Raw genomic sequence first — 14,937 nt, 5'->3', positions numbered from 1 at the left:
ATTCATTTTAAATGAATTATCAACAAAAAAATCCGTAGAAATTATTAAAATGACTCTCATTAATCTGCGTTTTACACTTTCTTTATATAGAACAATTTAAACCGATGTTTATCTACTATATTTATTACACTTAAATATTGTATTCCCAACACAATTTCATTATTATTAATGCAGCACAGGATAAAAATGCCGTTAAATGAAAGGATTTCATATGATTGAGTTAAAAAACATTTACAAAACATTTAAGAAAAAAGATGCCGAGGTGCAGGCACTGAAAAATATTAGCTTAAAAGTAGAAAAGGGAGACATTTTTGGTGTTATTGGCTTTAGCGGTGCTGGGAAAAGCACACTTATCCGTCTAGTCAATCTTCTGGAAAGACCAACATCAGGAGAAGTCATCGTTAATGGAGATTCCCTGTTATCTTTAAATGATAAACAGTTACGGACAGCGAAGAAGCAAATTGGGATGGTATTTCAGCATTTCTATCTATTAGAATCGAAGAGCGTGTTTGATAATATTGCGATTCCCCTTGTTTTGCAAAAAAGAAAAAAGGGAGAAATTCGCAAGCGCGTTATTGAGCTGCTTGAATTTGTCGGTCTTGCAGATAAAGAAAAAGCATATCCAAGTGAATTATCCGGCGGACAAAAGCAACGTGTCGGAATTGCGAGGGCTCTTGCGACAAATCCTTCTGTTTTATTATGTGATGAGGCAACTTCTGCCTTGGACCCGCAAACGACAATGTCCATCCTTCAGCTCCTGAAAAAAATCAATCAAGAGTACAATATTACGATTATGATTATTACCCATGAAATGGCCGTCATTCAGGAAATTTGTAACAAGGTTGCTGTGATGGAGCAAGGAGAAATCATAGAGCAAGGCAATGTATTGCAGGTTTTCTCAAATCCCTCCCATCCGACTACACGAAGCTTTGTAAAAACAATTGTGCAAAAGGAGCTGCCACAAAGTATGAAAGGCAAACTCAAAACTGCATCAGGAAGCAAGATTATTCGATTAGAGTTTCTTGGAAATGAAATGACACAGACATTCCTTTATGAGCTTGTTACTCGGTTTGAGGTGGTGCCTGCCATTCTGTTTGCGAATATGGTAGAAATTCAAGAAAATATTGTTAGCACGATGACCATCAGCCTAACGGGGGAAGCGGATAAGCTTGTACTTGCATGTTTGTATTTAGAAGACCAAGGCATACAAGTTATGGAGGTATCTGCATGATATTTCAAACAGACATAACTGCAGACTTATTTATCCAAGCAAGCATTGAAACTCTTTATATGGTTGGCTGGTCATTATTAATCGGCACACTAATTGGCGGTCCACTTGGCATACTCCTTGTCGTAACAAGGAAGGGCGGTGTGTTGGAAAACAAGCTTTTATACAATATTCTTAATCCAATCATAAATATAATCCGCTCCTTGCCATTCATCATCCTGCTGATTGCCATCATCCCATTCACAAGATTTGTCGTGCAAACAACGATTGGGACGGAAGCAGCAATTGTACCGTTGATTATTTATATCGCTCCATACATCGCAAGACTTGTGGAGAACTCCATCTTGGAGGTAAACCCGGGCATTCTTGAAGCAGCTGAAGCAATGGGAGCAACTCCCTTCCAGGTTATTTGGTATTTTCTGCTTCCAGAGGCATTCGGTTCGCTTATCCTCTCTATAACAACAGCAGCAATCGGCCTCCTTGGAGCAACAGCGATGGCTGGAACAGTTGGAGGCGGCGGAATCGGCAGCCTTGCACTAACATACGGATACCAGCGCTTTGATACTTTTGTTATGGTAATCACAGTGATAGTTCTTATTATCATTGTTCAAGTCATTCAGTCATTAGGCACTTTTCTGGCCCGGAGAGTTAGAAGAAGATAAGCTTTTCAAAAAAACACCTTTTCTTTTCAAAAGAGGTGTTTTTTATTTAAATTCAATAAAACTAAATTAGAAAACGGCCTTCGCATTAGCAGCATAAACTGCTAATAGACGAAAGCCGCGACCATTCATTTTATATTCACGTACATTGGAAGGATACGATACGGTCTGCATCTGTACCGTAGTAGACCCAGCGGTTGTTTCTCCAGCGCCATCCCGCAACAGAATTTCTGCCAATAAAGGTTGGATAGAACCAGAAGGAGCTGCCGTTACGCAGCCAAACATACGTATAGCGGAACCTGCATCTTCTCATGGCACCAGGATCAATCGCAAAAGTTTGTGCTCCTTGCAATTGCTGAGACTGTGGCACAAAGGACGGTGGCGGTCCTGATGGCGGGCCATATTGATCGCCACCTGATCCTCCGCCAAAGTCAGGCTGGAAGGAAGGTCCTCCTGGTTGAAACGGTGGCGGACCACCTGATGGGCCTCCTGAGAAAGGCGGCGGACCGCTTGGAGGGCCAGGATTCGGAAAAAATGAGCCTCCCCCTATTCGATATGGATTTTGGTCATTCGTAATATAATATGGATAATTTGACGGATAAGACATACGTAATCCCCTTTCGGTTTTGATGCTTTAATGTATGCAATCCGCCTAGATTGGTGACAAAAAACCAGGAAAATAATTCTAACTAAAAGCGCTTACAATTTATTATTCAAAGCCATGAATTCGTATTTTATTGTTTTCTTTGTCAACAAAATAAAATTCATAATAGGTCGGGAATGGGTTATCAACAGGACCGACAAGCACACCCTTTGCCTCAAGCTGGCGATGTGCTGCAAATATGTCATCTGCCTGCAGGTCCAAGCAGTCATTAACAGGCAGCTCATAATTAGGATTCCTCATATACCTGTTGCAAAGCGCCAATTTTGTGTATTCATTAATCGTAAAGAAGTAGGCAGCATCATGCCGTTCCGTTGGCTCCATTTCTAGTATGTATGAATACCATTCCACAGAACTTTGCAGCTGCTCGACATACGTCCAGATGACAACCTTGCCATTAATCATCGATTTTGAAATTACTTCACCCAAACTATCTCCTCCCCGTTAATACGCTCTTCGTGTCGATTTTTATGTATAATCCCTTCAAAACCTCCCTTCTGTCTTCTATCATATGCGGATATTTGCTTGAATTTTACATAAAAAACATAAAGGACTAGCCTTAACTATTATCTGACTAAAACAATACCTTTGTGATCAGCCAAATGACCAAAATCCATATTGGAACAGATATTATAATGCCCCAAAAGCAGCCAGAAGCAAATGATTTCTCCACTGAACTTTCATCCCTTATCTATGTAAACTAATCGTACCGATTAAACTGATTTTGCTTGCTGATCTTTTTTCAGCTTCTTCTTAAAGATTGCCCCCAAAACAAATAACATGCCCGGAAGTCCGATTGCAAGACTTAAAGAGACAAGCACCCATTCGTTTTCAATAATTCCCATTGCCCTGTGATGGCTTCCTACCATCCAATAGCTGAAAGCACTAAGGACGATTCCAACTGGAATGATGACTGGGCGATAATCCTTCAGACCAATAATCTTTTGGACTGCGATGGAGGAGCATAAAAATGTCATCATAATTTGGGTTAATATAGATAGAGCGAAAAAGGCAATCATGATCATCTCATAGCGATGCAAAAATAAGCCGATTTCTGCGCTTCTCGCCATCTGCATACATGAAACAATATATTGGGCTGCCACTTCTGGCGAAAGAACGCCAACCTCCAAAATGGGCCACATCACAATAATTACGCCGCTAAAAATCAGACCAGCTGTACTTGATCTAATCCAAGTCGTATTGTCTCTTACAAGCGGCAAAATCATGCAAGTCATCATTGTCGCTATCGCCCAGTCTGTATCATGATGCCTGCTTGCCCACACGGTAGAAACAAAGCCGGAAGAAAATGTCGGCTGTAATTCCTTAATATCGAACTCACTTATAGAGCCTGCCAAAAGTAAAATATTCAAGGCCATCACAGAAAAAACCCCGATCAATGCCATTCTTGCAATTACCTCTAACCCAAAATGGATGGCATATGTGCCAATTAAAAACGCGGCAACAATGAACAGGATAATATTTGATTCTGGCAGGAAATAATCCTTCAAATGATAAACGAAGGTAGCCATTATCGAGCCATAGGCACCTAAAAAAAACAAAAAAACAAGAAGTGCGATTCCTTTGCTCATCCATTTACCTAAGATTTTTTCATATTGATCAATCATATCTCCGTTAGGCAGTCTTTTAATTGCAAGTATCACGACTGCCATAATGACAATACCCTGTACAGAGGAAATGATTGTTGAAATCCACATATCGCCGCCCACTTCTCTTGCCATGATGCCTTGTGTCATGCCAATTGATTTTGCATAAAGCATATTAATAATCAACGCCATGAACATACCATTCGTTATTTGCACCTTCATTTTTCTTCTTTCTCCTTTTTGCCTGACGTTGTCGGTTTATAAAGAAGTGATCCGCTTTCTAACTTGGCAGTTACTTGCAAGTTTATTTTCACTTCAGGAAAGATTTCCTCCCAGGAACTAGCATAATGCTTCCATTCATATGGGTATTTATTTTGGAAAACCTTTCCTAATTCTAATACATCTGACTTATAATCCTTTTGAATTTTCGCAATCGTTGTGTTTATTTGGCTTGTCAGCTCCTTGTCAACAGAGCTTTCAAGCTTCTTCACTTGCTTTTCATCGGAAAGATCTAATGCGCAGCCAGCCTCCACAACGCGAATTTTCGCTTGAAAGGCGGCATCGTAACTGATGTTTCCATCCTTGTATTTTGGCTTTACATCAAAGCTTTGGTTGGTTAATTCCACACTGAGGGGAGTGTTAGTATTATCAGGGCAGCCAACAACAGCGACACCAGAATCAATCTTTTCCCTAAAGATAAGAACTCCTCTCAGTTCTTCCGGCTTTAATATGCCAATAAGCTTGTCTTCTTTAAATACACCTGCCCCGGCAAGAACGACTTGATTTGCTTGGGCTCCCTTATCCGGTGCCTTGCTGTCAATTTTGCTTTTTTCAAAATCAAGTCTTGCAAGCAGCGGCTCTGTTGATTCACTTAAGTACGCACTCAAAACATCCATAATCACTGTTCTTGGAGCTTGGTTGGATATTGTTGTATACCGAAAAAGTTTAGCAAGTGCCTCACCTGGGATTATTTCAAGACTTGTTACCGTGGAGATGACTTCACTTGCTGTTTGCGGTGTTACAGCAACCCACGTCCTCATTCGCAGCTCTGGATTACGTGTAAAAAAGTCTATTACATCTCCTATACCTTCCTTTGCCACTTCTTCGTTAATAACAATGATAAAGTTATGGGCCCAAAACACTCTTCGCGACGAAAAGCTGGACATTTGGCGAATTGCCTCAAAGATGGACTCACCTTCTGTTTCCACAGACCAAACAGCCTCACCAGATTGACCAGACGGTGCCCCGGTTTGACCACGAGCATCTGCTGGTCTTGCAACTTGTGCTGTTATCTTAACTGTTCCTTCCTTTTCGCCTTTATCAATTCCAACTGCCATTACTAATGCTAAATCACTAATTTCTCTTTTTCCTGAGCAAGCCCCAAGCAGGACAAGCATTGCCAGGAACATATGGAAAAGGATGATTTTCTTCACTTCGTATCATCCCCTTTTCCTTTTTTCGCTTTTCTTGTTTTTACCTGTTTAACACCTGTGACATTGTCTTGCTTTTGTGTCTCTTGCTTGCTGCTGTCTTCCATTGACTGCGTTTCTCTATTGCTTTCCGGCTCGTTTCGTTCAGAGGCTTCCGCCTGCTTCGTCTGTGAATCTTCTTCCTCATCTCCTTTAGGAGGCTGCGGCGATCGGGCTTCCCCAAGCCTTGATGTGTCACCGTCTGCTATTGATGGCCGCTTTTTCATTGCCCACCAAGGCATGCGGATAACCGTATCCTTCTGGTCTTGCGGCTGGAACGGTGTCGCCGGTGACAAGTACGATTCACCGAAGGAACGAAGACTTAACGCATGTATCGCGATAAGCGCAAACATGGACGCAAAGCCAAGGAGTCCTAGCGTTCCTGACGCTAATAACAGTGGAAAGCGAATAAGACGAATAGAATAAGAAGCCGAGTAGTTCGGGATAACAAATGATGAAATTCCTGTCGTTGCAACAACAATAACCATAAATGGCGAAACGATTCCTGCTTGAACGGCGGCTTGACCGATAACGAGCGAACCGACGATGCTCACGGCAGAGCCGACTGGCTTTGGCATACGTAAGCCTGCTTCCCTCATGAGCTCAAACGTTAATTCCATCAGCAAAGCTTCCAGCAAAACAGGAAATGGCACAACCTCACGACCTGAGGCGATTGTCAGCGCTAATGGGGTCGGAATCATTTCCTGATGAAAGCTGACAAGCATCACATAGATGGAGGTCAGCGTTAAACTAAGAATAAAGGCTGTATACCGGACAATTCGAAAAAAGCTGCCTGCCATGAAGCCTAAATAATAGTCATCACTTGCCTGCAGAAACTCCCAGAAGTATGTTGGCACTACAAGTACAAACGGCGTATTATCAACAAATATTGCCACCCTGCCCTCAAGCAAGGAGGATGCAACCTTATCAGGGCGCTCTGTACTCATGATTGTCGTGAAGGGAGATAATGGCGCATCCCTGATTAATTCCTCGATATAGCCGCTCTCTAAAATGCCGTCAAGATCAATTTTTTCAAGACGCTCCTTCACCTCGTCCACTAGTCCTTTTTTGACAACACCATTTATGTAGGCAATATTAATGTCTGTTTTCGTGCGTTTGCCAACATTTAATTCTTCGATTCTAAAGCCAGTGTCCCGTATTCTTCTCCTAACGAGCGCAGTATTTACGCGAATAGTTTCGGTAAAACCATCCCGCGGTCCGCGTACAACCTGCTCTGCCTGAGGCTCTGACACACTTCTTGCAGCCCAGCCCTTTGTCGGTACTTGAAAGGCCTTCTTGCAGCCATCGACAAGGAGGACTGTATCTCCAGACAAAATCGCTTTAATAGCACTTTCAAGCTCTGTTGTTTCAATGAAATTAGTATTCATGAGCACATGCTCTTCCAAAAGGCTCTCGATGTTAAACGTATCAAGATCATTGCGAAGAATAACTTCATTTCCTTCAAACATCAACGCTTGCACAATCTTTTCAATAATCTGTGTGTTCACAAGTCCATCAATATAAAAACAAGTGGCGTGAACATTCTTCTTTTCTAAAAAAGTAACCTTCCGTTCAATAAAATCGGCACTGCCTGAAAGAAGCTCTTTAATGATAGAGCTGTTATAGGTTAAAGAATTCGTGAAATCATGCTGCGTACTATTGTTTGATACCATTAATCCTCACCCTCAATCTGCAAAAAATCTTTATTAGTCTATTGCGGCTCAAACGGCATCACTATCCTTCATAACCAACAACTTGCCGTTCTATTCTTTTTGCCGAAAAATGTATAAAGCTGACTAATTATGTTGAAGAAAAGGAATAGTAGATAAAACCTTGCTAAAATTGTTAGATTATAGAAATTTTTTTATATTAAGGAGTATTTGCCAATGAATTTATATCATACATGGATTTATGAATATATCTTGAATGCGAAATGGTTTATTTGGATGATTGTCTATGTGTTGCTTGGCTTGAATATTATCGCACCTGTGATTATCTGGGGATTGATGAATGGAACCGCTCTGATTAAATGGGGGAAGACAATTAAGCAAAAAGCAAAAAAGAAAACAAAGCAGAATCTCGAATCTTGATTCTGCTTCGTTTCCTTTATACTTAAACGAACTAACTATTTTGCAGCACCTTCTCGTTCACAGCAGGACGGCCGATTGATTTGTAATGAATTCCGGCCTTCTCCATTGCATGAAGCGAGTAGCAGTTTCTGCCGTCATATACGTACGGAGTTTTCATATTTTCTGCAAACTTAGTTACTGACATGTTCTTAATCTCAGGCCATTCTGTAAATACAAAGCAAAGATCTGCATCCTTTAAAGCATCTTCAATGCTTGCGGTAAACTCGACTTCTGTCGGGTAAATTTTTTGAAAGTTCTTTTCTCCAACAGGATCATAAACATGAATCTTTGCCCCCTCATTTAATAGCAGGCGCACATTCGGAATAGAAGGAGCCTCCCTCAAATCATCTGTACCAGGCTTAAAGGTAACGCCCAACACAGCAACCTTTAAGCCTGCAAAGCTTGAAAAGTCTTTCCTTGCCTTCTTGATGAGTTTGAATTTCTGCTTTTCATTAACCTCTATTGCCGCTTTAACAGTACGCAGAACATAGCCCTCTTCCTCTGACAGCCAGTGCAGCGCCTTCGTATCCTTCGGAAAACAGGAACCGCCATAGCCAATACCGGCCTGAAGGAATTTGTCGCCGATTCTGCTGTCCATGCTCATCCCCTTCGTCACATCATCGATATTCGCACCGACTGTTTCACATAAATTCGCAATGTCATTAACAAAAGAAATTTTGAGTGCAAGGAAGTCATTTGACGCATATTTGACCATTTCCGCACTTCTGCGGCCCATCGTTAAAATTGGCTGCTGAAACGGCTGATAGATTTCGGTCAAAAGCTGCTCTGCTGCTTTTGATTCAGTACCGATAACAATTCTAGAAGCATTTAATGTATCTCTGACAGCAGTGCCTTGTGCCAAAAATTCTGGGTTTGCGGCAACCTCCACGTTAATCCCCTGTTTTACATGTTCCCTCATAAATGCTTCTATCTTGTCATTTGTACCAATAGGGACAGTAGACTTGATGACAACCAAGCAATCTCTTATCGCTGTTTCTGCAATCTGTCTTGCAACTGTGTAAAGATATGTAAGATTAGCAGAACCGTCCTCATTTTCAGGTGTACCAACACCAATGATAATGACGCTTGCGTTCGCGTATGCATATTTATAGTCTGTCGTAAAAAACAGGTTGCTTGAATTTCTGTTTTTGGAAATCATGTCATCTAGCTGAGGCTCATATATAGGAGATATTCCTTGATTCAAAAGGTCAATCTTTTCCTGAATGGGATCCACACACGTCACCACATGACCTGCCTCTGCTAAACAAACGCCTGTCACTAACCCTACATAACCTGTACCTGCTACTGTAATCTCCATTCACTTAAACTCCCTTGCTTTTTTATTGGATAAACTCCCTAAAGTAAGAAGGGAATTTTTATATACAATTCATTCCCAGATAGTTTAACAGCGGCATGTTAAGCTAAGTTGGCACTTATGTAAAGGTTGTATGAATACGTATGTTTATTTAAGGGAAAACGGCGATTTTCAAATTAATAACCATATATCCCCTTTTAAGAAGAAGAGAAACATAGATTTTCCCTGTTCGCTCCTTCCTTAGCTTTCTTATATGGTTAAGGCACCTAGGAAAAAACAAGGAAAAGGCGCTTTTTCAAGAAAAGGAAGTTCCCATGATAGACAGTGAGTATCGAATATTAGCAGAACAGTATACACCAATGATTCATCATATGCTTAAGAAGCTAGCGATTTATAAGCATAAAGAGGAATTTATACAGATAGGGCTAATCAGTATTTGGGAAGCACACCAAAATTACAAAGAAGAAAAGGGAAGGTTCAGCTCTTACTTATATATGCACATGAAAGGACGGCTTCTCGATGAACTGAAGCGCCGTTCGAAGGAAGAACAGCGAATCGTTTATCCTGAGGAGGCTTTTTGGGAAACAGTTGCTAGTGCTTTTACTTTCACAGACGAGGAGCAATATATACAAACATTGTGCAAATCGCTCACAAAAAAGGAAGCGAAATGGGTTATTTATACATTTATACAGCAATTAACTATAAGTGAGATTGCTGCAAAAGAGCATGTTAGTAAATCTGCTGTTAAGGGATGGAAAAAAGGAGCAATACTAAAACTGAAAAGGCTTCTGCTTGCTGCAAAATAAAAATGGGACAGCCTAAGCCATCCCATCCTGAAAAACTATTAAATTTGAAACTTATACTCATCTGCCTTCTTCATGTGCAGAATAAACACCTTCAACAGATCCTTTGTTGCTTGGAAATCATTTATGTCTATCACTTCATTTGGGGAATGAGCATATCTCGATGGTATGGAGAGCACCCCTGTGGGAATCCCTTTACCTGCGAGGCTCAATTCGCCTGCATCTGTGCCAATTCCAGGAAACACTTCAAGCTGATAAGGGATGTTCTGTTCCTTTGCAAGAAGTTGAAGCTGGTCTCTTACCTTCCTATTGGAGATTAAACTGAAGTCCATAATCTTTATACCAGTGCCTGCACCTAAGGCAAGTGTCTTGTCCATAATCTCCTCAGGAGTGTCACTAACAGCTGTTGTATCAAGCGCAAGCGCAACATCTGCATCTGTCTGATGGCTGATGACTCTTGCTCCCCTTAAACCGACTTCCTCCTGAACAGTGAAGGCACCGACGATTTCCCCTGCAAAGTCATCTGCATTCAGTTCTTCTAGCACCTTAATTAAACAAGCACACCCTGCTCTGTCGTCAAAGGCCTTGCTGCTGATGCGGGTTTCTGTCAGCCTGTCGAAGCGCGGATGCCAGACAATAGAATCTCCTACTTCTATACCAAGGTCCTCTGCCTCTTTTTTGCTTGCAGCACCAGCATCATGTATTGCTGTTTATGGGTACGAACCTTTTGTGCATCATCGAATTTAACCATATGAGCAGAAATCGTGCCAATGACACCTGTTCGCATCCCTTGTTTTGTTTTAATTTGCACACGCTGTGACAGCAATATTCTGTCATCATGCCCGCCTAGTTTTTCAAAACGAATCAGCCCATTATCCTCAATTTTTTTGACGATAAAGCCAACTTCATCCATATGTGCAGCGATGACGATTTTGGGGCCAGGCTTGCTGCCCTTTTTCGTAACTATTAAATTGCCTGCACCGTCCACTTTAATTGAATCAACATGACTGCGCAGCCGGTTTGCTATAAATGCCGCAACATCATCTTCAAATCCGCATGGTCCATGTAGCTCTGTTAACTCTTTCAATAATTCTATCAATAGTTCCACCCCCAAGAAGTTTACAATATTTCTAAATACGAAATAATCTCGCTTCTTTTATCGTAATCTATTTTTCAGAAAAATCAATAATTAAGAGAGTTTTTTGACAAAATAAAAAGGCTGGTTTTGCTACCAGCCTTTTCTTCTTATATAAACAAACCAACAATTGTAGCTGTAAGAACAGATGCCAGCGTTGCTGCTAGCAGCATTTTCAAGCCGAATTTAGAAACAACTCCTGCTTTTTCGCCGTTGATCGCTTGGATAGAACCAGAGATAATCCCGATAGAAGAGAAATTAGCGAAAGATACAAGGAATGTTGATACAATACCGACTGTCTTCTCTGACAAATGAGGAATCATTTCCTTGAACTGCAGCATTGCGACAAACTCATTCGCTGCAAGCTTTGTTCCCATAACAGAACCAGCATCCAGAATTTCCTTGCCTGGAACTCCCATGATCCATGCAATTGGTGCAAAGATATAGCCTAGAATCCCTGTGAAGCCGATGCCAAACACTGCTGCAAAGAAAGCATTAATTAGTGCAAGTAAGCCAACATATGCAACAAGCATAGCTGCAACGATTAAAGCAACTCGTCCACCATCAAGCGCTCCAGCAGAGATTGCTCCAAAGATAGAATCAGTTGTGGCAACTTCTTTAATATCAATGTTCTCATCTTCTTCTTTTTTAATTGGACACAACAATGTTGAGATAATAAGCGCAGACAATGCGTTCAGCAGCATCGCAACAAGTACATATTTTGCAGGAATCATGTTCATATATGATCCCATTATAGAGGCAGACACAGATGCCATTGCAGACGTAGATACAACAAACAGCTTATTGTCATTCATTTTATCTAAATGTGCCTTAATCGCCAAAATAGATTCTGATTGTCCGAAGAAAATAGAGTTAATGCTGTTGAATGTAACAACCTTTGAAAGACCTGTCAGCTTTGCCAACGCACCACCAATATACTTGATAGCAAGGGGCAAAACTTTAATATGTGTCAGCACAGATAGTAATGTTGATGTAAAGATGATCAGCATCAATACATTGATGAAGAATACACTAACTCCGTCAGCAACAAGACCGCCTGTAACGAAGCTAACTCCTTCATACCCATAGCTTAATACCTTTGATACACCGTTCGAAGTAGCTTCAATAATCTTCAAGCCAAATGTTGTCTTGAACATCACTACAGTTATTACTAATTGCAATACGATCATGATAAGGATCGCTTTATAGTTAATGCCTTTTTTGTCATTAGACAAAAGATATGCCAAGCCTAATGTCAAAAGCAGCCCTACTATTCCAATTAAAATAGACATTTCCCTTTCCCTCCTGGATGTTTAATCACAATGTTGGATTGCAAGCATAGCAGCTTACAAAAAAAGCCATTAAATGGCGGTTTTCGTACATAGTACACAAGGATTTATGATACTGGAAAGGAAGGGGAATGTCACTGCTTTTTCACAAATAAACAAAAGTTCTATTCTTCTAAAAAGTATAGTAAATTCACAAGATTTATATAGTTATTTCTATTCAACATTTGTTTATAATACCAAAAACAACCATACTCACATCTCTATAAAAGGGCAGAATACAAGGTTTATTAGTAGCAGATCAACGAATCAAATTTTTCTTCCTATTAGCCTTGAAATCACTTTCTATATTATAAGGAAGAAACTAGTTTCACCCCCTTCTCCATCTGCAAAAAAAACCTCTCCAGTTAGATACTGGAGAGGTTCTTATTAAGCTGCCTTTTGTTCTGCTTTAACTGCTGGTTTTCTGTTTGGCAGAAGGTTAAACAAAATATTAAGGATAATAGCTGTAAGACTTCCTGCGACAATACCGCTTTCTGTTAAAATGCGGATTGTTTCAGGCATTTCTTTAAAGATATCAGGCACTACTGTGACACCAAGTCCTAAGCCGACTGAGCATGCGACAACAAGGAGGTTTCCTTGTTGATTGAAATCAACTTGTCCAAGCATTTTGATTCCATATGCACACACCATGCCGAACATTGCTAATGATGCTCCGCCAAGAACTGCTGTTGGAATTAGTGTTGTCACTGCTGCTACTTTAGGCAGGAAGCCTAAGATGACAAGGATAATTCCAGCAGAGAAAATCGCGCTTTTCGTTTTAACACCTGTCAGCTGAACAAGACCAACGTTTTGAGAATAGGCCGTGTAAGGGAAAGAGTTCAACACCCCACCAAGAACACTGGCAATTCCTTCTGAACGGTATCCTCTTGCAAGATCCTTTTCTGATACCTTTGTTTTCGTGATATCGCTAAGCGCTAAATACACGCCAGTTGATTCAATAAGACTTACAATCGCTACAAGTGTCATTGTTAGGATTGCAGAGAAATTAAATGTTGGCACTCCGAAATAGAATGGCTTCAAGCCATGAACCCAAGAAGCATCTGCTACTTTTCCGAAATCAACCAAGCCCATGAATGCTGCAACAATTGTGCCGACAATTAGACCGATTAAGATAGAGATAGTTTTAATAAAGCCTTTTGCATACTTATTTAACAACAGGATAAATACCAATACACCGAAAGACAATAGCAAGTTTTTCGGATCTCCGAAATCTGCACTGCCTTCGCCGCCAGCCATATCCTTAATTGCTACAGGAATTAAAGTTAAACCAATGATTGTTACGACAGATCCTGTTACAACAGGCGGGAAATATTTAACGAGCTTACTGAAAAAGGAAGAGATAATAACAATGATAAGACCTGAAACGATAATCGCTCCATAAATGGCTGTCACACCATGGTTTACTCCGATTGCAATCATCGGTCCTACTGCTGTAAACGTACAGCCAAGCATAACAGGAAGACCAATCCCAAAGAACTTATTTTTCCAAACTTGCAGCAGTGTTGCGATTCCGCATGTTAACAGGTCGATTGAAACTAAGTACGTCAATTGTTCGAATGTTAAGTTCAGCGCTCCCCCTACAATCAAGGGAACTAGCACTGCTCCGGCATACATTGCCAGAACGTGTTGAAACCCAATTGACCATGTCTTTAAATTATTCATTAGTAACCTCCTGAATAGATGCTTTGTACTTCTCTGTCTGCAGCGAATTTTACTTTTCCGTCTTGCAGTGATGCGATTCTTGCTAAAGATTCTAAACGGTAGCCTTTGTTAAGAAGTTCATCTGCTCCAGGCTGGAAGGACTTTTCAATCAAAATGCCAATTCCGCTCACTTCTGCCCCTGCTTGTTCAACTAAATCAGCAAGCCCGATTGCGGCCTGTCCATTTGCAAGGAAGTCATCAATAATCAGAACACGGTCTTCCTTCAGAAGATATTTCTTTGATACAGTTATTTCGTTTGATTCCTGCTTTGTAAAGGAATAAACAGTTGATGTATATAAATCACTTGTTAACGTCAGTGATTTTCTTTTTCTTGCAAAAATGACGGGAACATTCATTGCCAATCCTGCCATAATAGCAGGTGCAATCCCTGAAGATTCAATTGTTAAGATTCTTGTAACTCCTGCGTCTTTAAACCTTCTTGCGAACTCTAAGCCAATTTCATTCATAAGCTGTGGATCCATTTGATGATTGATGAAAGAATCTACTTTAAGCACATTGCTGTCTAACACAATGCCTTCTCTTTCAATTTTGTCTGTTAATAGCTTCATTGCGTTCATCCCCCTGAAAATAAAAAGGAGACCAGCACGTTTACTTAAAAAGAGTAAGCGTGCTGGTCTCCAGCATAATTAACGACACTATTCCCACAAAAGAAAATAGTATCCTAATATTAATAAGGCTTACTCGTAGTCAGATAATTTCCGGTTATCTGGTAGAAACTCGCAGGCCATATCCCTGCTATTATACGAGATGAATATAATTGTTATATAGGAATTATAATCCGAAGATTCGACTTTTGCAAACTGAATTTTTGCATAAAGTCTTATATTTCGACAAAGTACAAATATCCTGAGAAGGTAATACCT

Annotated in this window: 13 protein-coding genes, 1 pseudogene and 1 riboswitch; of the genes and pseudogenes, 4 read left to right on the top strand and 10 right to left on the bottom strand. The window is 40.5% G+C overall.

Annotated elements, in window-relative coordinates; genetic code table 11:
• Nucleotides 1–211 precede the first annotated feature (211 nt).
• A complete protein-coding gene (locus tag CEQ21_RS15370; protein ID WP_185765280.1) occupies nt 212–1,231 on the top strand; it encodes a methionine ABC transporter ATP-binding protein in 1,020 nt (339 codons plus the stop codon).
• A complete protein-coding gene (locus CEQ21_RS15365) occupies nt 1,231–1,890 on the top strand; it encodes a methionine ABC transporter permease (RefSeq protein ID WP_419181619.1) in 660 nt (219 codons plus the stop codon). Before CEQ21_RS15370 ends, CEQ21_RS15365 begins: the two co-directional genes overlap by 1 nt.
• Before the next feature lie 136 nt (nt 1,891–2,026).
• Here CEQ21_RS15365 and CEQ21_RS15360 read toward each other — a convergent pair whose 3' ends face one another.
• From CEQ21_RS15360 to CEQ21_RS15340, 5 genes are all read right to left on the bottom strand, one after another.
• Nucleotides 2,027–2,494 carry a hypothetical protein gene (locus CEQ21_RS15360; RefSeq protein ID WP_185765278.1) on the bottom strand — a complete coding sequence of 156 codons (468 nt, stop codon included), beginning with the start codon at nt 2,492–2,494 and terminating at the stop codon, nt 2,027–2,029.
• A gap of 102 nt (nt 2,495–2,596) precedes the next feature.
• The gene (locus CEQ21_RS15355) at nt 2,597–2,977 is read right to left on the bottom strand and encodes a VOC family protein (RefSeq protein ID WP_185765277.1); all 381 of its coding nucleotides are present in this window, start codon (nt 2,975–2,977) and stop codon (nt 2,597–2,599) included.
• Nucleotides 2,978–3,261: 284 nt separating this feature from the next.
• Nucleotides 3,262–4,374 carry a GerAB/ArcD/ProY family transporter gene (locus CEQ21_RS15350; protein WP_185765276.1) on the bottom strand — a complete coding sequence of 371 codons (1,113 nt, stop codon included), beginning with the start codon at nt 4,372–4,374 and terminating at the stop codon, nt 3,262–3,264.
• Nucleotides 4,371–5,585: a Ger(x)C family spore germination protein gene (locus tag CEQ21_RS15345; RefSeq protein WP_235907264.1), complete on the bottom strand. Its 1,215-nt coding sequence runs from the start codon at nt 5,583–5,585 to the stop codon at nt 4,371–4,373. The genes CEQ21_RS15350 and CEQ21_RS15345 overlap by 4 nt, the downstream gene beginning before the upstream one ends.
• The gene (locus tag CEQ21_RS15340) at nt 5,582–7,294 is read right to left on the bottom strand and encodes a spore germination protein (RefSeq protein ID WP_185765275.1); all 1,713 of its coding nucleotides are present in this window, start codon (nt 7,292–7,294) and stop codon (nt 5,582–5,584) included. Before CEQ21_RS15340 ends, CEQ21_RS15345 begins: the two co-directional genes overlap by 4 nt.
• Before the next feature lie 213 nt (nt 7,295–7,507).
• On the opposite strand from CEQ21_RS15340, the gene CEQ21_RS15335 reads away from it, so the two are divergent.
• Nucleotides 7,508–7,711: a hypothetical protein gene (locus CEQ21_RS15335; RefSeq protein WP_185765274.1), complete on the top strand. Its 204-nt coding sequence runs from the start codon at nt 7,508–7,510 to the stop codon at nt 7,709–7,711.
• Nucleotides 7,712–7,742: 31 nt separating this feature from the next.
• Here CEQ21_RS15335 and CEQ21_RS15330 read toward each other — a convergent pair whose 3' ends face one another.
• The gene (locus tag CEQ21_RS15330; RefSeq protein ID WP_185765273.1) at nt 7,743–9,068 is read right to left on the bottom strand and encodes a UDP-glucose dehydrogenase family protein; all 1,326 of its coding nucleotides are present in this window, start codon (nt 9,066–9,068) and stop codon (nt 7,743–7,745) included.
• 311 nt (nt 9,069–9,379) lie between these two features.
• Between CEQ21_RS15330 and CEQ21_RS15325 the strand changes: the two genes are divergently transcribed.
• The gene (locus CEQ21_RS15325; RefSeq protein WP_185765272.1) at nt 9,380–9,871 is read left to right on the top strand and encodes a sigma-70 family RNA polymerase sigma factor; all 492 of its coding nucleotides are present in this window, start codon (nt 9,380–9,382) and stop codon (nt 9,869–9,871) included.
• A gap of 38 nt (nt 9,872–9,909) precedes the next feature.
• On the opposite strand, the pseudogene CEQ21_RS15320 reads toward CEQ21_RS15325, so the two are convergent.
• The 4 genes and pseudogenes from CEQ21_RS15320 to CEQ21_RS15305 form a co-directional block, all read right to left on the bottom strand.
• Nucleotides 9,910–10,856: pseudogene (locus tag CEQ21_RS15320) on the bottom strand (M42 family metallopeptidase).
• A gap of 257 nt (nt 10,857–11,113) precedes the next feature.
• Entirely contained in the window at nt 11,114–12,295 is a 1,182-nt protein-coding gene (locus tag CEQ21_RS15315; RefSeq protein WP_185765271.1) for a NupC/NupG family nucleoside CNT transporter, read from the bottom strand.
• 423 nt (nt 12,296–12,718) lie between these two features.
• Nucleotides 12,719–14,014, bottom strand: coding sequence for a nucleobase:cation symporter-2 family protein (locus CEQ21_RS15310; RefSeq protein WP_185765270.1), 1,296 nt, complete (start codon nt 14,012–14,014; stop codon nt 12,719–12,721).
• A complete protein-coding gene (locus CEQ21_RS15305) occupies nt 14,014–14,622 on the bottom strand; it encodes a xanthine phosphoribosyltransferase (RefSeq protein WP_185765269.1) in 609 nt (202 codons plus the stop codon). Before CEQ21_RS15305 ends, CEQ21_RS15310 begins: the two co-directional genes overlap by 1 nt.
• A gap of 116 nt (nt 14,623–14,738) precedes the next feature.
• A riboswitch (purine riboswitch) is annotated at nt 14,739–14,840 on the bottom strand.
• Nucleotides 14,841–14,937: the final 97 nt, after the last annotated feature.

The sequence above is a fragment of the Niallia circulans genome (assembly GCF_007273535.1).
Lineage (GTDB): Bacteria > Bacillota > Bacilli > Bacillales > Cytobacillaceae > Niallia > Niallia circulans_B.
This window is presented reverse-complemented; position numbering and strand designations above follow the sequence as displayed.